19 protein-coding genes are annotated in these 19,855 nt (G+C 71.9%); 13 read left to right on the forward strand and 6 right to left on the reverse strand.

Features of this window, described 5'->3' with window-relative positions:
- The first annotated feature begins 2 nt into the window (after positions 1-2).
- A complete protein-coding gene (locus B0I32_RS09735; RefSeq protein ID WP_106236871.1) occupies positions 3-875 on the forward strand; it encodes an LLM class F420-dependent oxidoreductase in 873 nt (290 codons plus the stop codon).
- Between the two features lie 37 nt (positions 876-912).
- Here B0I32_RS09735 and B0I32_RS09740 read toward each other — a convergent pair whose 3' ends face one another.
- Positions 913-2,442 carry an alpha-N-arabinofuranosidase gene (locus B0I32_RS09740; RefSeq protein ID WP_106236873.1) on the reverse strand — a complete coding sequence of 510 codons (1,530 nt, stop codon included), beginning with the start codon at positions 2,440-2,442 and terminating at the stop codon, positions 913-915.
- 212 nt (positions 2,443-2,654) lie between these two features.
- Between B0I32_RS09740 and B0I32_RS09745 the strand changes: the two genes are divergently transcribed.
- The 6 genes from B0I32_RS09745 (at position 2,655) to katG (ending at position 10,041) form a co-directional block, all read left to right on the forward strand.
- Positions 2,655-4,268 (forward strand): FAD-dependent oxidoreductase, encoded by a 1,614-nt coding sequence (locus B0I32_RS09745; protein ID WP_106236874.1) that lies wholly within the window; start codon positions 2,655-2,657, stop codon positions 4,266-4,268.
- A 20-nt stretch (positions 4,269-4,288) separates the two neighbouring features.
- On the forward strand, positions 4,289-5,509 hold the full coding sequence (locus B0I32_RS09750; RefSeq protein ID WP_106236876.1) for a cytochrome P450: 1,221 nt from the start codon (positions 4,289-4,291) through the stop codon (positions 5,507-5,509).
- 103 nt (positions 5,510-5,612) lie between these two features.
- On the forward strand, positions 5,613-5,990 hold the full coding sequence (locus B0I32_RS09755) for a hypothetical protein (RefSeq protein ID WP_106236878.1): 378 nt from the start codon (positions 5,613-5,615) through the stop codon (positions 5,988-5,990).
- 38 nt (positions 5,991-6,028) lie between these two features.
- Entirely contained in the window at positions 6,029-7,201 is a 1,173-nt protein-coding gene (locus B0I32_RS09760) for a serine hydrolase domain-containing protein (RefSeq protein ID WP_106236879.1), read from the forward strand.
- A gap of 136 nt (positions 7,202-7,337) precedes the next feature.
- Complete coding sequence (locus B0I32_RS09765) at positions 7,338-7,775, forward strand: Fur family transcriptional regulator (protein ID WP_106236881.1); 438 nt, start codon at positions 7,338-7,340, stop codon at positions 7,773-7,775.
- 34 nt (positions 7,776-7,809) lie between these two features.
- Positions 7,810-10,041 carry a catalase/peroxidase HPI gene (gene katG, locus B0I32_RS09770; RefSeq protein ID WP_106236883.1) on the forward strand — a complete coding sequence of 744 codons (2,232 nt, stop codon included), beginning with the start codon at positions 7,810-7,812 and terminating at the stop codon, positions 10,039-10,041.
- Between the two features lie 127 nt (positions 10,042-10,168).
- Here the strand turns inward: katG and B0I32_RS09775 are convergent, their stop codons facing one another.
- Both B0I32_RS09775 and B0I32_RS09780 read right to left on the reverse strand, forming a co-directional pair.
- Positions 10,169-10,741 (reverse strand): dienelactone hydrolase family protein, encoded by a 573-nt coding sequence (locus tag B0I32_RS09775; RefSeq protein WP_106236885.1) that lies wholly within the window; start codon positions 10,739-10,741, stop codon positions 10,169-10,171.
- A 165-nt stretch (positions 10,742-10,906) separates the two neighbouring features.
- Entirely contained in the window at positions 10,907-11,776 is an 870-nt protein-coding gene (locus B0I32_RS09780; protein ID WP_106236886.1) for a sigma-70 family RNA polymerase sigma factor, read from the reverse strand.
- Positions 11,777-11,860: 84 nt separating this feature from the next.
- Between B0I32_RS09780 and B0I32_RS09785 the strand changes: the two genes are divergently transcribed.
- The 5 genes from B0I32_RS09785 to B0I32_RS09810 all read left to right on the forward strand — a co-directional run bounded on the left by B0I32_RS09785 (position 11,861) and on the right by B0I32_RS09810 (position 15,962).
- Positions 11,861-12,310 carry a carboxymuconolactone decarboxylase family protein gene (locus tag B0I32_RS09785; protein ID WP_106236888.1) on the forward strand — a complete coding sequence of 150 codons (450 nt, stop codon included), beginning with the start codon at positions 11,861-11,863 and terminating at the stop codon, positions 12,308-12,310.
- A 205-nt stretch (positions 12,311-12,515) separates the two neighbouring features.
- Positions 12,516-12,929, forward strand: a complete 414-nt coding sequence (locus tag B0I32_RS09795) for a TOBE domain-containing protein (RefSeq protein WP_106236890.1) — start codon at positions 12,516-12,518, stop codon at positions 12,927-12,929.
- Positions 12,930-13,185: 256 nt separating this feature from the next.
- Positions 13,186-13,941: an ABC transporter permease gene (locus B0I32_RS09800; RefSeq protein ID WP_106237116.1), complete on the forward strand. Its 756-nt coding sequence runs from the start codon at positions 13,186-13,188 to the stop codon at positions 13,939-13,941.
- 32 nt (positions 13,942-13,973) lie between these two features.
- Complete coding sequence (locus B0I32_RS09805) at positions 13,974-15,008, forward strand: ABC transporter ATP-binding protein (RefSeq protein ID WP_106236891.1); 1,035 nt, start codon at positions 13,974-13,976, stop codon at positions 15,006-15,008.
- Between the two features lie 186 nt (positions 15,009-15,194).
- Entirely contained in the window at positions 15,195-15,962 is a 768-nt protein-coding gene (locus tag B0I32_RS09810) for a class I SAM-dependent methyltransferase (RefSeq protein ID WP_245955713.1), read from the forward strand.
- A 36-nt stretch (positions 15,963-15,998) separates the two neighbouring features.
- Here B0I32_RS09810 and B0I32_RS09815 read toward each other — a convergent pair whose 3' ends face one another.
- The 3 genes from B0I32_RS09815 to B0I32_RS09825 form a co-directional block, all read right to left on the reverse strand.
- Positions 15,999-16,988 carry a trypsin-like serine peptidase gene (locus tag B0I32_RS09815; RefSeq protein ID WP_146178102.1) on the reverse strand — a complete coding sequence of 330 codons (990 nt, stop codon included), beginning with the start codon at positions 16,986-16,988 and terminating at the stop codon, positions 15,999-16,001.
- 104 nt (positions 16,989-17,092) lie between these two features.
- Positions 17,093-17,632 (reverse strand): LppU/SCO3897 family protein, encoded by a 540-nt coding sequence (locus B0I32_RS09820; RefSeq protein WP_106236896.1) that lies wholly within the window; start codon positions 17,630-17,632, stop codon positions 17,093-17,095.
- Between the two features lie 67 nt (positions 17,633-17,699).
- Positions 17,700-18,329, reverse strand: coding sequence for an HD domain-containing protein (locus B0I32_RS09825; RefSeq protein WP_106236898.1), 630 nt, complete (start codon positions 18,327-18,329; stop codon positions 17,700-17,702).
- A gap of 288 nt (positions 18,330-18,617) precedes the next feature.
- Between B0I32_RS09825 and fdhA the strand changes: the two genes are divergently transcribed.
- The gene (gene fdhA / locus B0I32_RS09830) at positions 18,618-19,841 is read left to right on the forward strand and encodes a formaldehyde dehydrogenase, glutathione-independent (RefSeq protein ID WP_106237118.1); all 1,224 of its coding nucleotides are present in this window, start codon (positions 18,618-18,620) and stop codon (positions 19,839-19,841) included.
- Positions 19,842-19,855 lie beyond the last annotated feature (14 nt).

Below are 19,855 nucleotides of genomic sequence, written 5' to 3' on the forward strand. Positions count from 1 at the left end.
CCATGCGGATCGGTGTCGTCCTGCCCCAGACAGAGCTCGGCGGCGACGCGGGCGCCGTGCGCGCCTACGGGCAGCGGGTCCAGGAGCTCGGCTACCGGCACGTGATGGCCTTCGACCACGTCGTGGGCGCCGACCCGGCGGTGCACGAGGGCTGGGACGGGCCCTACGACGTGCGCACGACGTTCCACGAGCCGATGGTCCTGTTCGGCTACCTCGCCGCGCTGACCTCGCTCGAACTCGTCACCAGCATCGTCATCCTGCCCCAGCGGCAGACCGTGCTCGCGGCCAAGCAGGCGGCCGAGGTCGACCTGCTGACCGGCGGCCGGTTCCGGCTGGGCGTCGGGATTGGCTGGAACCCGGTCGAGTACGAAGCGCTCGGCGAGGACTTCGGCAACCGGGGCCGGCGCGTCGAGGAGCAGATCGAGCTGATGCGCCGGCTGTGGACCGAGCAGTCGGTCACGTTCGAGGGCGAGTTCCACCGGGTGACCGGGGCCGGGATCGCGCCGCTGCCCGTCCGGCGGCCGATCCCCGTGTGGATCGGCGGCCAGTCGCCGGCCGCCTACCGCAGGGCCGGGCGCCTGGCCGACGGCTGGTTCCCGCAGATGTCACCGGGCCAGGAGCTCGACGAGGCCAAGGCCATGGTCGAGCAGGCCGCCGCGCGGGCCGGCCGCGACCCCGCCACGCTCGGCATGGAGGGGCGCGTCAGCTGGCGCGGCGACCCGGACGAGCTGGCCGAGACGGCCCGCCGGTGGGAGGAGTCCGGAGCCACGCACCTGGCCGTCAACACCATGCGGGCGGGGCTGCGCTCGGTGGACGAGCACCTCGCCGCCCTGGAGACCGCCGCCGACGCCCTCGGCCTGCGCCGGCAGCCCTAGGACTGGTCGCCTGCGGTCCCGCGGGACCGGGACGCGTTCACCGGCCGTCCAGGCTGCCCTCGACGGTGACGAAGGAGCGGGCGGGCAGGTGCACCCGCAGGCCGGACGCCGTGGCCGTGACCTGATCGTGCGGGCGCGGCGCGACCGTGGCCGGGGCCTCGGGGGTGTTGTGGTCCTGGAGCCGGTCCGCGGTGAGGATCCGGGCGCGCACGTCGGTCACGGAGCCGCCGCGCAGGTCCAGGTCCACGTCCGCCGCCTCGTCCGCGTCCAGGTTCGACAGCGACACGAGGATCCGGCCGTCCTTGCGGCTGGCCGACAGCGAGACGGTCGCCAGCCGGTCCTCCCCGACCTCGCGCGAGGGCAGCCCCGAGGGGAGGTCCACCCGCAGCGAGGCCGCGTCCTGGTGCCCCTTGTTCATCTCGAACACGTGGTACGTGGGCGTGAGCACCAGCGCGCCCGACTCAGGATCGGTCAGGATCATGGCCTGGAGCACGTTCACCGTCTGGGCGATGTTGGCCATGACCAGGCGGTCGGCGTGGCGGTGGAAGACGTCGAAGTGCAGCCCGGCCACGAGGGCGTCGCGCAGCGTGTTCTGCTGGTAGAGGAAGCCGGGGTTGGTGCCCGGCTCGACGTTCCACCAGGTGCCCCACTCGTCCAGCACCAGGCCCACGTTCCGGCCCGGGTCGTAGCAGTCCATCACGTTGGAGTGGCCGGTGAGCAGCTCGTCCACCCGGGCCGCCTGCACCATCGTGCGGTAGTGGTCGTCGGTGCCGAAGTCCGTGGCCTGGCCCTTGTCCTGCCAGGTGCCCGTGAGCGTGTAGTAGTGCACAGACAGCGCCTGCATGAACGGCGCCGGGCGGTAGGCGCAGCCCAGCTCGCCGAGCTGCTTCATCAGCGTCTCGGTCCAGGCGTAGTCGAAGGAGTTGGCCCCCGCCGCGATCCGGTACAGCTGGTTGTCGCCGTGGTCGCGGCAGTAGGTGCCGAACTTGCGCGCCTCGGCGGCGTACTGCGCGGCGCTCATGTGCCCGCCGCAGCCCCACGCCTCGTTGCCGAGCCCCCAGAAGCGCACCCGCCACGGCTCCTCGCGCCCGTTCTCCTTGCGCAGCCGCACCATCGGCGAGTCGCCCTCGCGGGTGAGGTATTCGACCCAGTCGCTCATCTCCCTGACCGTGCCCGAGCCGACGTTTCCGCTGATGTACGGCTCCGCCCCCAGCAGCTCGCACAGGGCCATGAACTCGTGCGTGCCGAAGTGGTTGTTCTCCTCGACGTTGCCCCAGTGGGTGTTGACCATGATCGGGCGCCGCTCCTTGGGCCCGACGCCGTCCATCCAGTGGTATTCGTCGGCGAAGCAGCCGCCGGGCCAGCGCAGATTGGGGATGTTCAGGGCACGGAGCGCGTCGACCACGTCCAGCCGCAGGCCGCCCTCGTTCGGCAGGTCACTGTCCTCGCCCACGTAGAACCCGCCGTAGACGCACCGGCCCAGGTGCTCGGCGAAGTGCCCGTACAGGTGCCGGTTGATCACGGGACCGGGGACGTCGACGTTGATGACGGCGGGGACGGCGCTCATCCAGGACTACCTCGCGTGCTTCGTGCGTCGGTGCGGGCGACGCAAGTTTGTATCGATACATGAACGGCTGTCAAGGCGCCGGCACCCGGCGGGCAAAGAGCAGGGCAGGATCGCGCGGGGCGGGCTACGGCCCTCGGCGTCACGGGTAGGTCCCAGCCCGGGACCCGCCGCCGACCAGCGGGAACGTGTCCGCTCGACGGGGGAGTGGCCTTGTGAGAGTCATCGTCGACCTGACGCGCTGCCAGGGATACGGCCAGTGCGCCTACCTCGCGCCCGACGTCTTCACCGTGGGCGACGAGGCGCTCCTCTACGACCTGGATCCCGCCGACGAGCAGCGCGAGCACATCCTGCGGGCGGCCGCCGCCTGCCCCGTCCAGGCCATCCACCTCGACTGGACGCAGACGCGCCGGGTCGGCCAGTCGTCGGCGGAGCGGCCGTCGTACGAGGAGGCGCCGGCCGCGAAGATGACCGATGGTCACATCGTGATCGTGGGAGCCTCGCTGGCCGGCGCGCGCGCCGCGGGCGTGCTGCGGCGGGAGGGCTTCGCCGGCACCCTGACCGTGATCGGCGACGAGAGCCACGAGCCCTACGACCGGCCGCCGCTGTCCAAGCAGGTGCTCACCGGGCAGGTGCCCTCCGGCCACACCATGCTGCCCAGGCTGCGCGAGGTCGAGGCCGAGTGGATCGCGGGCACCCCGGCGACGGGGCTGGACGTGGCGAGCAAGCGCGTCCACCTGGCCGACGGCCGCGAGATCGGCTTCGACCGGGTCCTGCTGGCCACCGGCACCCGCGCCCGCCCCTGGCCGAACGAGGCCGAGGCGGCGCTGGAGGGCGTGCACACGCTGCGCACACTGGAGGACGCCGCCCGCCTGAGACAGGCCCTGGCCGCCCGGCCGCGCCGGGTGCTCGTCCTCGGCGCGGGCTTCACCGGCAGCGAGCTCGCCTCCGTCTGCCGCGAGCTGGACCTGCCCGTGACGGTCGTCGAACGCGGCCCCGCCCCGCTCGTCAGCGCGCTCGGCGCGGTCATCGGCGGCGTGGCGGCCCAGATGCACCGCGACCACGGCGTCGACCTGCGCTGCGACACCACCGTCACCGCCCTGGAAGGCGACGGCGGCCGGCTGCGCGGGGCCCGCCTGTCGGACGGCAGCACGGTGGAGGCCGACGTGGCGGTCGTCGCGCTCGGCTCGATCCGCAACGTCGAGTGGCTGCACGGCTCGGGGCTGGCCGCCGGCGTGTGGGGCGTGGCCTGCGACGCGGGCTGCCGCGCCGTCGACACCAACGGCCTGGTCACGGACGACATCTTCGTGGCCGGCGACATTGCCCGCTTCCCGCACCCGCTCTACCAGTACCAGTTCATGACGCTGGAGCACTGGGGCAACGCGGTCGCCCAGGCCGAGATCGCCGCGCACAACATGGTCAGCGACCAGGCGCACCGCTGGCCGCATCTGTCGGTGCCGGTCTTCTGGTCCACCCAGTTCGGGGTCAACATCAAGTCGGTCGGCGTGCCCACGCTCGCCGACGAGCTCGTGGTCGCGCAGGGCTCGACGGACGAGCGCCGCTTCGTGGCCGTCTACGGCTACCGGGGCCGGATCACCGCGGCGGTCACCTTCGACCAGGGCATGTGGCTGGAGTACTACCAGGGGCTGATCGAGCGGGCCGCGCCGTTCCCGCCCGTGACCCGCCACGTCGACCGGCGCGAGGCGCCCCGGCCGGTGCCGGCCCAGGTCCCGGACCGGATGGTCGCCACGGCGGGGGCGACCGTCGTGGTGACCGGCCACGACCCGGCCGAACGCCGCGCCACGCTGGTGCACCCGCCACAGCGCTGAACGGATCAGGAGTGCAGAGCATGTCATCGCAGAGCCTCTTCGAGCGGATCCTCGACCCTTCCGGCCGCGCCGACCCCTATCCGCTCTACGAGCGGCTGCGCGAGACGCCGGTGGCGCGCCAGGAGGACGGCACGTACGTCGTGAGCACCTACCGCGAGATCGTCGCGCTGCTGCACGACCCGCGGATCAGCTCCGACCGCCGCAACCTCGCCGTCGCGGCCGAGGCGCTCGATCAGAATCCCTCGTTCATCGGGCTCGACCCGCCCGAGCACGACCGGCTGCGCCGCCTCGCCGTGCGTCACTTCGGGCCGCCGCACTCGCCCCGTGTGGTGGAGGAGCTGCGACCGGCGATGCTGGAGATCACGACCAGGCTGATCGACGGCATCGCGGACCGAGGCCGGGTCGATCTCGTGGACGAGGTCGCCTATCCGCTGCCGGTCGCGATGATCTGCCGGCTGCTCGGCGTGCCCGAGGAGGACGAGCCGCGCTTCCACGCCTGGACGGAGAAGCTCGTCGAGACGCTGATACCGGGCGAGGAGGGCCGCGCCGAACGGGAGCGGGAACGCCAGGACGTCGCGAACGAGCTGCGCGGCTACCTCGCCGGCCTGGCCGAGGAGCACGGGCGGCAGCCGGGGCAGGACCTGCTGTCCGGGTTCGTCACCTACCGGGGCCCGGAGGGCGGGATGACGCCGCAGGAGGTGGTGTCCACCGCCGTGCTGCTGCTCATCGCCGGGCACGAGACCACCATCAATCTCATCGCCAACGGCATGCTCACCTTCCTGCGCCGGCCCGACCTGCTCGAACGCCTGCGCGCCGACCCCGGCCTCATCGTCCCCGCCGTCGAGGAGCTGCTGCGTTACGAGCCGCCGGTGCACTTCCTGTCCTCGCGGGTCGCCCTCGACGACATCACGATCGCCGGCGTCACCATCCCGGCCGGCGCGCCCGTCGTGCTCGCGCTGGCGGCGGGCAGCCGGGACCCGGCCCACGTGAGCGACCCCGGCCGCTTCGACCCGTGCCGGCTCCCCAATGAGCATTTGGGCTTCGGCGGCGGCGTCCACTACTGCTTCGGCGCGCCGCTGGCCCGGTTGGAGGGGCAGATCATGCTGGCGGAGCTCGTCCGCAGGCTGCGCGCCCCCAGGCTCGTCACCGACCCGCCGCCCTACCGGCCGAGCCCCGTCCTGCGCGGGCCGCGCCACCTCCTGATCCAGTACGACGGCGTGGAGCCGTACTTGCCAACTTAGTCTCGCATAGAGACAATGTTTTACGGCGCTCGCGGAGCAGGGCGCCGTCCGTGGTAGTACTGGAGATCCGCGAAGGAGGCCGGACAGACGAGCAGGTGCACCCATGACCGAGCGCTACCTCGGCATTCTCGGCCTGGCCGAGGCCCTGGGGGTGACCCGGCACGCGGTGCACAAGTGGCGCACCCGCTTCCCCGGCGACTCCGATCACCCGTTCCCCGCGCCCGACGTCGAGGTGGACGGCGCCCCCGGCTGGCGGGCCGATCGGCTGGCGGAGATCGTCCGCTGGCGTGAGGGGCTGCCCGGGCGCGGCGCGGGCGGAGGACGTCCGACGGCCGCCCGGCAGGACTACCTCAAGGCCGCGCTGGCCCGCGGTCTCGACCGGGACGAGGCGATGCGCGCGCTGTCCACGTTCGCGGCGGAATTTCCTGAGATGACCGAGCCGGAGCTGTGCGCCTGGCTGGTCGAGAAGTTCCGCCGCTGACCGCTCCTTCTCCGCGGGCCGACGAGAGGAGACGAGGCATGACCGAGATCGGCGGGGACATCGCACCGGGATTCGAAGCGGTGCGCGCGGCGTTCGCCGCGAACCTGGACTCCGGCCAGGACGTCGGCGCGGCGGTGAGCGTCTACGTGCACGGCCGCGAGGTCGTCGACCTGTGGGGCGGGATCGCCGATCCCGAGACCGGGCGCCCGTGGGAGCGCGACACCCTCCAGGTCGTCTACAGCACCACCAAGGCCGTCACGGCGGCCTGCGCCCTGCTGCTGGCCCAGCGGGGCGAGCTCGACCTCGACGCGCCGGTGGCCCGCTACTGGCCCGAGTTCGCGGCCCAGGGCAAGAAGCGGCTGCCGGTGCGGTGGCTGCTCACCCATCAGGCCGGGCTGCCCGCGATCGACCGGCCGATCACCCCGGCCGAGGCCATCGCCTGGGAGCCCATGGTCAAGGCGCTCGCCGCGCAGAAGCCGTACTGGGAGCCGGGGACCGAGCACGGCTACCACGGGCTGACGTACGGCTGGCTCGTGGGCGAGGTCGTGCGCCGGGTCAGCGGCAGGAGCGTCGGCACGTTCCTCGCCGAGGAGATCGCGGGGCCGTTCGGCATCGACTTCTGGATCGGCCTGCCCAAGTCGGAGCACCACCGGGTCAGCCGCATCCTCACCGAGGCCGCCGCCTTCGACCCCAGCGCCATCGACCTCGACGCCGTCCCCGAGCCCATGCGCGAGATCCTGGCCGTCTACGCCGATCCCACCTCGCTCACCTCGCGCGCGATGGGCGTCGTCAAGCCGGCCCTGGACCACAACGACCCCGCCGAGCAGGCCGCCGAATTGCCCGCGACCAACGGCATCTGCACGGCCCGCGGCCTGGCCCGCTTCTACGCGGCGCTCATCGGCGAGGTGGACGGCCGCCGCATCCTCACCTCCGGCAGCCTGGCCGCCGCGGTCGAGGAGCGGGCCGCCGGGATCGACCGGATCCTGCGGGTGCCGGTGCGGATCGGCACCGGGTTCGGCCTGCCTACGCCGGACGCGTACTGGTACTCGCCCTCCGCCTTCGGGTTCGGGGGCCTGGGCGGCTCCATCGGGTTCGCCGACCAGGAGAGCGGGATCGCGTTCGGCTACGTGATGAACCGCCTCAGAGAGGGCGTTCCCGACGACCGGGCCGCGAGCCTGTACCGCGCCGTGCGCGCGGCCGTCGCGCCCTGAACGGACGCCGTGCGCGCGGCCGTCGGCGCCTTGACGGGCACGGGGCGCGACGCGCCGCCGGTTACCCATCCGGGCCCCAGACTTGGACGATTCATTATCTTGTACAGTTCGTGTTTGTGGCGGTAGGTTTGACCGCATGACCGCATCCAGCACTCCGACCACCGCCGAGGAGTTGCGCGGCGCGGGCCTGCGGGTCACGGCCGCCCGCGTGGCACTGCTCGACACCGTCAGAGAAGGCGATCATCTCGGCGTCGAGGCGATCGCCGACGGAGTGCGCGAACGCGTCGGCCATGTCTCCCTGCAGGCCGTCTACGAGGCCCTGCACGCCCTCACGGCGGCCGGCCTCGTCCGCCGCATCGAACCGGCCGGCAGCCCGGCCCGCTACGAAGGCCGGGTCGGGGACAACCACCACCACATCGTCTGCCGCTCCTGCGGGGCCGTGGCCGACGTCGACTGCGCCGTCGGTCACGCGCCCTGCCTGAGCGCGTCCGACGAGCACGGCTTCGTCATCGACGAGGCCGAGGTCATCTACTGGGGCCTGTGCCCCGCCTGTTCCACCGACATCAGTTCCTGAGCAAACGTGATCTCCACAGTCCGGAAGGATGCCCATGTCCGAGAACCATGACGCGATCGTCACAGACCCGCAGCCGGAGGGCGAAGGCGGCTGCCCGGTCGCGCACGTGCGCGCCCCGCACCCGACGCAGGGTGGTGGCAACCGTCAGTGGTGGCCGGAGCGGCTCAACCTCAAGATCCTGGCCAAGAACCCCGCCGTGGCCAACCCCTTCGGCGAGGACTTCGACTACGCCGCGGCGTTCAAGAGCCTGGACCTCGCGGCCGTGAAGCGGGACATCGCCGAGGTGCTCACCACCTCGCAGGACTGGTGGCCGGCCGACTTCGGCCACTACGGCCCGTTCATCATCCGGATGGCCTGGCACAGCGCGGGCACGTACCGCATCAGCGACGGCCGCGGCGGCGCCGGCGCCGGCCAGCAGCGCTTCGCCCCGCTCAACAGCTGGCCGGACAACGCCAACCTGGACAAGGCCCGCCGCCTGCTGTGGCCGATCAAGAAGAAGTACGGCAAGAAGCTCTCCTGGGCCGACCTGCTCGTCCTGTCCGGCAACGTGGCCCTGGAGACGATGGGCTTCCAGACCTTCGGCTTCGCCGGCGGCCGCGAGGACGTCTGGGAGGCCGAGGAGGACGTCTACTGGGGTCCCGAGACCACCTGGCTCGGCGACGAGCGCTACACCGGTGACCGCGAGCTGGAGAACCCGCTCGGCGCGGTCCAGATGGGCCTCATCTACGTCAACCCCGAGGGCCCCAACGGCAACCCCGACCCGATCGCCGCCGCCCGCGACATCCGCGAGACGTTCCGCCGGATGGCGATGAACGACGAGGAGACGGCCGCCCTGATCGTCGGCGGTCACACCTTCGGCAAGACCCACGGCGCGGGCCCGTCCGACAACGTCGGCGACGACCCCGAGGCCGCCTCCATCGAGCAGCAGGGCCTGGGCTGGAAGAACAGCTTCGGCACCGGCAAGGGCGGCGACACGATCACCAGCGGCCTTGAGGGCATCTGGACCAACACCCCGATCACCTGGGACAACAGCTTCCTCGAGATCCTGTACGGCTACGAGTGGGAGCTGTTCCAGAGCCCCGCGGGCGCCAACCAGTGGCGGCCGAAGGACGGCGCGGGCGCCGGCACCGTGCCCGACGCGCACGACCCGGCGAAGACGCACGCGCCGACGATGCTGACCACCGACCTGTCGATGCGTTACGACCCGATCTACGAGCAGATCACCCGGCGCTGGCTGGAGCACCCCGACGAGCTCGCGGACGCCTTCGCCAAGGCGTGGTACAAGCTGACCCACCGCGACATGGGCCCGATCGAGCGTTACCTCGGCCCCGAGGTCCCGGCCGAGGTGCTGCTGTGGCAGGACCCGCTGCCCAAGGTGACGCACGAGCTCATCGACGCCGCCGACGTCGCCGCGCTCAAGGGCCAGATCCTGGCCTCGGGCCTGACGGTGTCGCAGCTCGTCTCCACGGCGTGGGCGTCGGCCTCCTCCTTCCGCGGCAGCGACAAGCGCGGCGGCGCCAACGGTGCCCGCATCCGCCTGCAGCCGCAGAGCGCGTGGGAGGTCAACGAGCCCGACCGCCTCGCGACGGTGCTCGGCACGCTCGAAGGCGTCCAGAAGTCCTTCAACGGCGCGCAGACCGGCGGCAAGCAGGTCTCGCTGGCCGACGTGATCGTGCTGGCCGGCGTCGCGGGCGTCGAGAAGGCCGCCAAGGACGCCGGTTACCAGATCGAGGTGCCCTTCCGGCCGGGCCGGGTGGACGCCTCGCAGGAGCAGACGGACGTCGATTCGTTCGCCGCGCTCGAGCCGGTCGCCGACGGCTTCCGCAACTACCTGGGCAAGGGCAGCCGGCTGCCGGCCGAGTACCTGCTGCTCGACCGGGCCAACCTGCTCACCCTCAGTGCTCCCGAGCTGACCGTCCTCATCGGCGGCCTGCGCGTCCTGGGCGCCAACTACCAGGGCTCGCAGCACGGCGTCCTCACCGAGACGCCGGGCGTGCTGACGAACGACTTCTTCGTCAACCTGCTCGACCTGGGCACGGAGTGGTCGGGCGTCGGCGGCGACGAGAACACGTTCGAGGGCCGCGACGCCGCCACCGGCCAGGTCAAGTGGACCGGCACCCGGGCCGACCTCGTCTTCGGGTCCAACTCGGAGCTGCGCGCGCTGGCCGAGGTGTACGCGAGCGACGACGCCAAGGAGAAGTTCGTCACGGACTTCGTCGCGGCGTGGGACAAGGTCATGAACCTCGACCGGTTCGACCTCGCCTGATCGTCCCCGCTCCCTGACTCCGGGCCGGCCCTGCATGGGGCCGGCCCGTTGTCATGGACGGGCCCGTTCTGTGTGGCTCGGCGTCACAGACCGGCTTGTTCGGAACGGCCCGTTGTCACAGACGGGGTCACAGGTCGGCGAGGAAGTCCAGGGCGATGGCCCAGGCCCGCTCGGCGGCCTCGGGGTCGTGGTCGGGCAGGTCGGGGTCGGTGAACAGGTGGCCGGCGCCCGGGTAGCGGAAGACCTCCACGTCGGCCCGCGCCTGACGCATCCGCAGGTACCAGGCGTTCAGCCAGTCGACCGGCTCGTAGGTGTCGGGGTCGGCGACGTGCAGCTGCACGGGCAGGTCGTCGGCGGAGACCCCTTCGGCCATGTCGGACGTGCCGTGCATGAGCAGCAGGCCGCGCGACTGCTCGTCGCCCAGGGCCAGGTTCTGCGCGATCGCCGCGCCGAGCGAGAAGCCCGCGTAGACCAGCCCGTCGGCCGACAGCGGGGCCGCCGCGGCGACCGCCCGCTTGAGCAGCTCGTCCCGGCCGATCTCGTCCTTGATCGCGATGCCCTCCTCGGGCGTGTCGACGACCCGGCCGTCGTACAGGTCGGGGACGTGCACGGTGTGACCGGCCGCCCGCAGCCGGTCGGCCGCCTGGTGGACGGCGGGCCGCAGGCCGTACATCGAGTGCAAGAGGAGAATCCGCGCCATGCGCGCAGCTTAGCCAGCCCGCGCGCGTTCCCGGTCGCCCGCCCCGCGCGAGCCGCCGTAGGCCGCGATGGACGTGAACACCGCGAAGTCGTCTTCGCCCTGATCCAGTCGTCGGCCACCCTGACGCTGATCCCTTGGTGACGTGCCGGATGATTTTCCTGGTGCTCAGGGGGACAGGTTCATCGCCGTCAGGTGGGCGGCGTCGGTCAGGGCCGTGATGGCGGTGATCCGGTCGCCGGTGACGGTGAAGTACAGGATCGACAGCGGGGTGCCGTCGGCACGCCACGACATGAAGCCCGGCAGGCCGCCCACCAGCACCTCCCGCTCCCGCGCCGCCGCGCCGGAGAACAGCCGCGCCCGACCGGCGATCTCGGTGGCCCCGAGCACCACGACCTCGCCGCCGGGTGTGTCCACGGTCAGCTTCACCTCGGGGTCGAGCACGCGCAGCAGCTCGCCGAAGTCGCCGTCCCGCACGGCCGCGCGGAAGGCCCGTACCACCTGCCGCTGCTCCCGTCCGGAGACCGGCTCCCGCTCGGTCGCCCGCACCTTCCCGCGGGCCCGGCTGGCCAGCATCTTGGCGGCGTCGGCCGACTTGCCGAGGATCCGGCCGATCTCGTCGAACGGCACCGCGAACAGGTCGTGCAGCACGAACGCCAGCCGCTCACCCGGCTTGAGCGACTGCAGGACGACGAGCAGCGCCAGCCCGACCGAGTCCGCCAGCACCGCCTCCTCCTCGGGCTCCGCCTCCTCGTCGAGGACGACGATGCCGGGCAGCCGGTCACCGTACGACGCCTCGGGGCGGCTCTGGCGTGAGCGCAGGACGTCCAGGCTGATCCGGCCGACCACCGTGGTCAGCCAGCCGCCCAGGTTGTGGATGGCCGCCGCGTCCTGCCGGGACAGCCGCAGCCAGGCCTCCTGGACCACGTCCTCGGCGTCGGCGTGCGAGCCCAGCATGCGGAAGGCGACCGCGCGCAGCCGCTCACGCTGCGCCTCGAACGCCTCGGTCACCAGGTCTGCCTGGCCGTGGTCGGACATGTCGTTACCTTTCTCCGTACCGCTCCGTCATGGGTGATGACGGGCCAGGACCGGCCCGGGTAACCGGAACCTAGGAGCGACACCATGCAAGCACGGATGCAGAGCCCGGCCGACGCCGACGTCATGGCGGCCATCAAGGGCCTGTACAAGGCGATGTACTCGGGCGGGGTGGACCCGCGCGTGCTGGAGCTGGTCCACCTGCGGGCCAGCCAGATCCACGGCTGCTCCCCCTGCGTCCACGCCGGGATCGCCGCGGCCAGGAAACAGGGGGAGAGCGACGAACGGCTGCACAGCGTGGTCGCCTGGCGCGAGACGCCCTTCTTCACCGAGGCGGAACGGGCCGCGCTCGCCCTGGCCGAGGCGGCCACCCGGATCCAGGACGGGGCGCCGGGGGTGACCGACGAGATCTGGGCCGCGGCCGCCGAGCACTTCGACGAGCGGCAGCTGTCGGCTATCGTCCTGGACATCGCGCTGACCAACTTCTTCAACCGGATCAACCACACGCTCAGGGAGCAGGCCGGCAAAACCTGGTAACCCGACCGGGGCCCGCCATCGGTCGGCCTGTGATCGGTCGGCCTGTGATCGGTCGGCCTGTGATCGGTCGGCCTGTGATCGGTCGGGCCGCGCCGTCGGTCGGCGGCGGTCTCGTAGATGCGATGGCTGTTGCCGACGCGGTGCCGCTGTTGCGGGCATGATGATGATTTCTGCCTGGCATGTGCGGCGGGTAATGTGTGGGGTTGTGACGACGTTCAGGATCAGTGAGGCCGCGGCGTTGCTCGGCGTCAGCTCCGACACGGTCCGCCGCTGGGTCGACGCGGGCCGTCTCGGGGCCGAGCGCGACGAGCACGGTCACCGGCGGGTGAAGGGCGCCGACCTGGCCGCCTTCGCCCGCGCGCAGGTCGGGGCCGACGACGAGGGCGGCCGTTCCTCGGCGCGTAACCGCTTCCGCGGGATCGTCACCGAGGTGATCCGCGACGCGGTGATGGCCCAGGTGGAGATCGCCGCGGGGCCGTTCCGCGTGGTGTCGCTGATGAGCCGGCAGGCCGCCGACGAGCTGGGCCTGGAGCCCGGCGTGGTGGCGGTCGCCGTGATCAAGTCCACCAACGTCGTCGTGGAGGTCCCCGGCCGCGACCGCATGGCCGGTCAGCTGTGAGGGGCCGCGGGTTCGTGGGCTGGGAGCCGGCGCGGGGGAGCGCGCCCGCCGAGGTGAGCCGCGAAGCCCGCTGATGAACAGTTCCCCACCGGAACCAGAGGCCGGGCCTCCTGACGATCCCCGTGACGGGCTCCGGGACGGACCTGGTGGTGGAGCCGATGACGGGCGTCGGCCACCCGTCCATGACCGGCCTCGTGGTGGGCTTCGTGGCGGGTCGGGACGGCGTTCGGTCTCCGGGCGGTTGCCGTGGGTGCTGATGGTGCCTGCCGTGCTGGGGCTGGTCTTTCTGGTGCTGCCGCTGGTGGGGCTGCTGGTCCGGGCGCCGTGGTCCACACTGCCGGCCCGGCTGACCGAGCCGCAGGTGCTGGAGGCGTTGCGGCTGTCGCTGATCACCGCGACCGTCGCCACCGTCCTGTGCCTGTCGCTGGGGGTGCCGCTGGCGTGGCTGCTGGCCCGGGTGGAGTTCCCGGGCCGGCGGGTGGTGCGGGCGCTGGTCACCGTGCCGCTGGTGCTGCCGCCGGTGGTCGGGGGTGTCGCGTTGCTGCTGGTGCTGGGGCGGCGCGGGCTGGTCGGGGAGTGGCTTGAGGCCGGTTTCGGGATCACGCTGCCGTTCACCACGGCGGGGGTGGTCGTGGCGGAGGCGTTCGTGGCGATGCCGTTCCTGGTGATCAGCGTGGAGGGTGCGCTGCGTGCCGCCGACCGGCGGTTCGAGGAGGCCGCCGCGACGCTGGGGGCCTCGCGGTGGACGGTGTTCCGGCGGGTGACGCTGCCCATGGTCATGCCGGGGGTCGTCGCGGGGGCGGTGTTGTGCTGGGCGCGGGCGCTGGGCGAGTTCGGGGCGACGATCACGTTCGCCGGCAACTTCCCCGGTACGACCCGGACGATGCCGCTGGCCGTCTACCTGGCCCTGGAGACCGATCCGGAGGCGGCGATCGTGCTCAGTCTCGTGCTGCTGGCCGTCTCCGTCGTCATCCTGGCCAGCCTGCGCGACCGATGGGTGAGCGCGCCGTGACGAGCCTGAGCGATCGAGGAGGTGAGCGCGCCGTGAGCCTTGAGGCGCGGCTCGTGGTCGAGCGGGCCGCTTTCACTCTCGACCTGGCGCTCGACGTACGGGCGGGTGAGGTGGTGGCGCTGCTCGGTCCCAACGGGGCGGGCAAGACCACCGCTCTGCGCGCGCTGGCCGGGCTGACCCGGTTGTCCGGCGGGCATGTCACCCTGCGCGGCCGGCCGTTGCACACCCTGCCCGCCGAGAGCCGTCCGATCGGCATGGTCTTCCAGGACTACCTGCTGTTCCCGCACCTGTCCGCGCTGGACAACGTCGCCTTCGGCCTGCGCTGCCAGGGGATGTCCAAGACCGACGCCCGGGCCGCCGCCGCCGGGCTGCTGGAGCGGGTCGGGCTGGCCGCGCGCGCGGGGGCCAGGCCGCGGCAGTTGTCCGGCGGGCAGGCGCAGCGGGTCGCGCTCGCCCGCGCGCTCGCCGTACGGCCCGAGTTGCTGTTGCTGGACGAGCCACTGGCGGCCCTCGACGCGCACACCCGGCTGGAGATCCGGTCCCAGCTGCGGCGTCATCTGGCCGACTTCGACGGCGTCACCGTCCTGGTCACCCACGATCCGCTGGACGCGATGGTGCTGGCCGACCGGCTGATCGTCATCGAGCACGGCGCCGTTGTCCAGCAGGGCGCCCCGGCCGAGGTCGCCCGGCGGCCCCGTACCGACTACGTGGCCCGGCTCGTCGGGCTCAACCTGTATCGCGGCGTGGCCGGCGGGGGCCGGGTCGAGGTGGGGGAGCTGCTGCTGCACACCTCCGAACCCGCGACCGACGGCGCGGCCTTCGTCGCCTTCCCGCCCGCCGCCGTGGCGCTGTACCGGACCCGCCCGGACGGCAGCCCGCGCAACCTGTGGCAGGCCCGCATCGGGGGGATCGAACGGCACGGCGACAACGTCCGCGTCCACCTCGACGGCCCCGTCACCGCCTTCGCCGACATCACCCCCGCCGCGCTCGCCGACCTCGACCTGACCCCCGGTCAGCGGATCTGGGCCTCGGTCAAGGCCACGGAAACCCACGCCTACCCCGCCTGAGCCGAGAGCTCCGGGGACCGGAGGCGGTGTGACGGATGCGACCCTCTCGGGAGGGGGCCGGCGCCGGGGCTTCGTGCTGATGGATGCGGTGCTCTTGGTAGAGCCGCTGCTGGAGGATCCGTGCCGCCGGATGTGATGCTTGAGGAAGGATCACTACCGGAGGATTCCCGCCTTTCAGGAGGTTTCTTGTCCAGCCCCGCTCCCGCCGGCGACTTCGACTACGACCGGCACGGGCACGGCTACGCCCGGCAGCGGCGTACCGATCCGCGCATCGCCGCCCACGTCCATGCCGCGCTCGGACCGGCCCGTACCGTCGTCAACGTCGGCGCGGGCGCCGGGTCCTACGAGCCGGAGGACCGTCACGTCGTGGCGGTCGAGCCGTCGGCGGCGATGCGCGCCCAGCGCCCGCGCCACCTGGCCCCAGCCGTGAACGCGACCGCCGAGCGGCTGCCCTTCGACGACGACGCCTTCGACGCCGCCATGGCGACCGTCACCGTCCACCAGTGGAGCGACACCGAGCGGGGACTGCGCGAGCTGCGCCGGGTCAGCCGTGGGCCCGTCGTCGTGCTGACCTTCGACGGCGACGCGCTCGATCTGCTCTGGCTGGCCGAGTACGCCCCCGAGCTGATCGCCGCGGAACGCCGCCGCTACCCGCCGATCGACCTGATCGCCTCCCTCGTCGGCGGGCGGGCCGACGTGGTGCCGGTCGCGATCCCGATCGACTGCGTGGACGGGTTCACCGAGGCCTACTACGCCCGCCCCGAGCGCTTCCTCGACCCGGGGGTGCGCGCCTCGCAGTCGGCCTGGGGCTTCGTCGACGACGCGGCCGAGGCCCGCGCGGTCGAAGAGCTGCGGCGCGACCTGGAAAGCGGCGCCTGGGACCACCGCCACGGCCGGCTGCGCGACCAGCCCGAGTTCCTCGGCTCGCTCCGCCTGATCATCGGACACCCCTGACCGGAGGGCGGTGCCGTCGGACGGCCTGGAGGGTGGTCAGGCGGCGACGGCGGCGCGGAAGGTGGCCAGGGCTTCGGGGCCGGAGTAGGCGCCGTAGCTGGTCGTGGTGTTGCGCAGGGCGTGGGCGGAGATCACGTAGCCGGTGCCGGTGGTCCGGTTGAACTCCTGGAACCAGGGCCCGCCGCTGGAGCCGCCGCCCATGTCGCAGAGCATCGCGTACTTCATGCCGTAGGAGGGGTCGACGGACTCGCCGCTGCAGTACTGCAGGGTCTTGCCGCCGTTGCCGTTGCTCGGGTAGCCGAACAGGTGGTTGGACGTGCCCTCGGTGGTCACGTTGAACCTGAGGCCCTGCCCGCCCACGGTCTGCACCGGGGTCTTGCTCTTCACCTTGTTGACGACCAGCATGCCGAAGTCGAGCGGCGGCTGGTGGGCGTTGTCCTTGTAGTAGCCGGACCAGATGTACATGGTGCGCGCGGTGAACTTCCCGTACGGCGCCGCCCCGTCTTTGTACGCGGGCACGAAGACCAGGTTGGTGCTCCAGCGCCCGTCACCGTCGATCATGGCGTGCGCGACGGTCACGATCACGTCCCCGTCGGTGCTGTTCACCACGGTGCCGGAGGCCACGAAGTCCTTGCCGTTGCCGCCCGTGCCGAACACCTTGCCGGCCGTCTTGGCGATGAGGCCGCCGGACTTCCACGTCTGCTGGGCGGCCGCCATGGGGGCGAGGGGCAGGCCCTTCGCGCGCTTGGGTCCCGGGCCGGGAGCGGGCGCGATCTCCACCGGGTCGCCGGCCGCCAGTGTCGTCGCGCGGCCGGTCGCCGGCTTGGCCGAGCCGGCGGGGGCGGTCAGCGGCCGGGCGGCGCGCATGCGTTCGGGCGTCCAGTAGCCGTCACCGGCGGCGTAGGTGGTCGCGATCCGGTGCTCGACGGGTCCGTCCTTCTCGGGCGCGGCGAGGGCGGCGGGCGCGGCGACGGCGCCGGACCCGAGCAGCAAGGTGGTCAACCCGGCAACGGCCAGGGTACGCATGGGGCCTCCGTGACAAATGGGGTTACGGAGATTTACCACACATGTCGTCTATGGCGGGAATCGGAGGTTTGGCCGGGTCGACCGCCCAGGTCGGAGATGCCGGGTCAGGGGCGGTCGGCGCAGAGGGTGAGGGGCGGGTGGCGGTAGACGATGGCGCGTGGCAGCACGTCAGGGGTCTTGGTCCAGTTGGGTACGTCCTTGCCGCAGACCGAGGCGTCGGCGGTGCCGTCCGACACCTTGGTGACCCGATAGGTCGCGGCGGGGCCGCAGCTCACCTTGGACGCCCGGCCGGTGGGGAAGCCGATCTCCTGATAGAAGCAGTCGCCCTCGCTCGCGTTCAGCGTCAGGCACAGGCGGGTGCGCGACCGGCGGGTGCCGATCTCCAGGTATCCGTTGGTGCTGTCGCCGCACTGGTCGTTCTTCCTGATCATCTTGTACGCGGCCCGCGGGCTGGTGCACGGAACGAGGCGGAAGTCGTCCCGGACGGTCTTGCCGCCCTTGCCCTGAGCTTCGAGGCAGGAGCCGACCTTGGCCCGGCTCGGATCGTCCTCGGCGGCACAACCCGCCGTCACGGCGATCATCAGCGCACAGGCGAGTCCCATGGTGAGGCGGGCGAGGGGGCGGTGGCGAGTGGTGCCGGTCATGGCACGGCAGCCTAGTGAGCTCCCGGGACGCTTCCCCTCATTTACCGAATAGCCGAAATGTCAGCCTTCACTCCGGCCAGGGTGAGTCGAGGATCGTGTCGACGAAGTTCCCCCGCTGGAAGCCGGGCACGAAGCGTTCGAGCACGTCGGCCTTCACGTTCCCGAACGTGGTCTCCGGCTTGGGCGCGATGCCCTCCGTGAACGCCCGCAGGATCGCCTGCTTGAAGCCCGGCCGCGGATGCACGGCGGTGACCTCGGCCCGCTGCTCGTCGGTGAGGTCGTAGTAGCCGAGGCCGAGCACGTCGTACTCGACTCCGGCGGTGACCAGGGCGACCTCGGGCTCCATGTACTCGGGGATGCCGGGAGTCGTGTGCAGCGCGATCGCGGTCCACACCCGCCGGACGCTGTCCTCGGGCACGCCGCGTTCGCGCAGGAAACCGCGGGCGGCGTCGGCGCCGTCCACCTCGAAGCGCCGCCCGCTGCCGCGGTGCTCCTCGTTCAGCCCCAGGTCGTGGAACATGGCGGCGACGTACAGCAGCTCGGGGTCGAAGCTCAGGTCGCGCTCGCGGCCCTGGAGGACGCCCCAGAAGTAGACCCGGCGCGAATGGTGGTAGATCAGGTCACTCGTGGCCTGCCGCACGAAATCGGTGGCCTCGGCCGCCAGCCTGGTGTCGGGAACACTCTTCTTGATCCCCATGCCGACCCCCTCCCCGTGCCTTTCCGGCGTCGCACGGAACCCTTCCCGCCGCCGCGACCTCGCTGAATGCACGAGTCGGTGAAGATCTGACAAAGCCCCCTTTGTACGCCCGCAGCCACCCCCGGAGCCCCGCCGACTTCTAGGGATATATTCAGATATAGAGGACAAAACGCCCGTTGTTATCTTCGTCCCCTGCCGGGGAGGAGGTGGTCCGCGAGCCTGTGCCGCGAACGCATGCCCCATCACGAGCGCATGCCCCACCACTTCCGACGCGAGGGAGAGAGCACCATGCCTGGTAACAAGGGAGTCATCTACGAAGGCCCAGGCAAGGTCGAGGTTCACGAGATCGACTATCCCGGATTCGAGCTGAAGGACGGCCCCGGCGTGAATCCGGCCAACATCGGCCGCAAACTGCCGCACGCCGCGATACTGAAGGCGGTCGCCACCAACATCTGCGGCAGCGACCAGCACATGGTACGCGGGCGCACCACCGCCCCCCAGGGCCTCGTCCTCGGTCATGAGATCACCGGGGAGGTCGTGGAGACGGGCCCGGGCGTGGAGTTCATCAAGAAGGGCGACCTCGTGTCGGTCCCGTTCAACATCGCCTGTGGACGCTGCCGCAACTGCAAGGAGGGCAACACCGGCATCTGCGAGAACGTCAACCCCGACCGGCCCGGCTCGGCGTACGGCTACGTCGACATGGGCGGCTGGGTCGGCGGGCAGGCCGAGTACGTCCTCGTCCCGTACGCCGACTGGAACCTGCTCAAGTTCCCCGACAAGGACCAGGCGATGGAGAAGATCCTCGACCTGGCCATGCTGGCGGACATCTTCCCGACCGGCTTCCACGGCTGCGTGACGGCGGGAGTGGGCCCCGGATCCACGGTCTACATCGCCGGCGCCGGACCGGTCGGCCTGGCCGCCGCCGCGTCCGCGCACCTGCTCGGGGCCGCCGTCGTCATCGTCGGCGACCTGAACAAGGAACGCCTGGACCAGGCCCGCAGCTTCGGCTGCGAGACCGTCAACGTCGCCACGGGCGAACCGAGGGACCAGATCGAGCAGATCCTCGGCGAGCCGGAGGTGGACTGCGCCGTGGACGCGGTCGGCTTCGAGGCGCGCGGCCACGGCCGCGAGGCCGAGGTGGAGCGTCCCGCCACCGTGCTCAACACGCTCATGGACGTCACCAGGGCGGGCGGCGCGCTCGGCATCCCCGGCCTGTACGTGACGGGCGACCCGGGCGCCTCCGACGAGGCCGCCAAGCACGGCTCGCTGTCCATCCGCATCGGTCTGGGCTGGGCCAAGTCGCACAGCTTCGCCACCGGCCAGTGCCCGGTCATGCGCTACAACCGCCGGCTCATGCAGGCGATCCTGCACGACAAGGTACAGATCGCCAAGGCGGTCAACGCCACGGCGATCGGGCTGGACGAGGCGCCGCGCGGGTATCGCGAGTTCGACGAGGGCGCGGCCAAGAAGTACGTCCTCGACCCGAACGGCATGCTGCCCAAGGCGGCCTGACCGGCGCAGCCGCC

The sequence above is a fragment of the Nonomuraea fuscirosea genome (genome assembly GCF_003001935.1).
Lineage (GTDB): Bacteria > Actinomycetota > Actinomycetes > Streptosporangiales > Streptosporangiaceae > Nonomuraea > Nonomuraea fuscirosea.

What these genes read in the sequence shown, in the direction of transcription:
- B0I32_RS09785 (WP_106236888.1), top strand. Translation starts at nt 11,861, where the DNA reads ATGCAAGCACGGATGCAGAGCCCGGCCGACGCCGACGTCATGGCGGCC.
- B0I32_RS09750 (WP_106236876.1), top strand. Translation starts at nt 4,289, where the DNA reads ATGTCATCGCAGAGCCTCTTCGAGCGGATCCTCGACCCTTCCGGCCGC.
- katG (WP_106236883.1), top strand. Translation starts at nt 7,810, where the DNA reads ATGTCCGAGAACCATGACGCGATCGTCACAGACCCGCAGCCGGAGGGC.
- B0I32_RS09780 (WP_106236886.1), bottom strand. Translation starts at nt 11,776, where the DNA reads ATGTCCGACCACGGCCAGGCAGACCTGGTGACCGAGGCGTTCGAGGCG.
- B0I32_RS09765 (WP_106236881.1), top strand. Translation starts at nt 7,338, where the DNA reads ATGACCGCATCCAGCACTCCGACCACCGCCGAGGAGTTGCGCGGCGCG.
- B0I32_RS09800 (WP_106237116.1), top strand. Translation starts at nt 13,186, where the DNA reads ATGGTGCCTGCCGTGCTGGGGCTGGTCTTTCTGGTGCTGCCGCTGGTG.
- fdhA (WP_106237118.1), top strand. Translation starts at nt 18,618, where the DNA reads ATGCCTGGTAACAAGGGAGTCATCTACGAAGGCCCAGGCAAGGTCGAG.
- B0I32_RS09825 (WP_106236898.1), bottom strand. Translation starts at nt 18,329, where the DNA reads ATGGGGATCAAGAAGAGTGTTCCCGACACCAGGCTGGCGGCCGAGGCC.
- B0I32_RS09775 (WP_106236885.1), bottom strand. Translation starts at nt 10,741, where the DNA reads ATGGCGCGGATTCTCCTCTTGCACTCGATGTACGGCCTGCGGCCCGCC.
- B0I32_RS09760 (WP_106236879.1), top strand. Translation starts at nt 6,029, where the DNA reads ATGACCGAGATCGGCGGGGACATCGCACCGGGATTCGAAGCGGTGCGC.
- B0I32_RS09755 (WP_106236878.1), top strand. Translation starts at nt 5,613, where the DNA reads ATGACCGAGCGCTACCTCGGCATTCTCGGCCTGGCCGAGGCCCTGGGG.
- B0I32_RS09815 (WP_146178102.1), bottom strand. Translation starts at nt 16,988, where the DNA reads ATGCGTACCCTGGCCGTTGCCGGGTTGACCACCTTGCTGCTCGGGTCC.
- B0I32_RS09740 (WP_106236873.1), bottom strand. Translation starts at nt 2,442, where the DNA reads ATGAGCGCCGTCCCCGCCGTCATCAACGTCGACGTCCCCGGTCCCGTG.
- B0I32_RS09820 (WP_106236896.1), bottom strand. Translation starts at nt 17,632, where the DNA reads ATGACCGGCACCACTCGCCACCGCCCCCTCGCCCGCCTCACCATGGGA.
- B0I32_RS09735 (WP_106236871.1), top strand. Translation starts at nt 3, where the DNA reads ATGCGGATCGGTGTCGTCCTGCCCCAGACAGAGCTCGGCGGCGACGCG.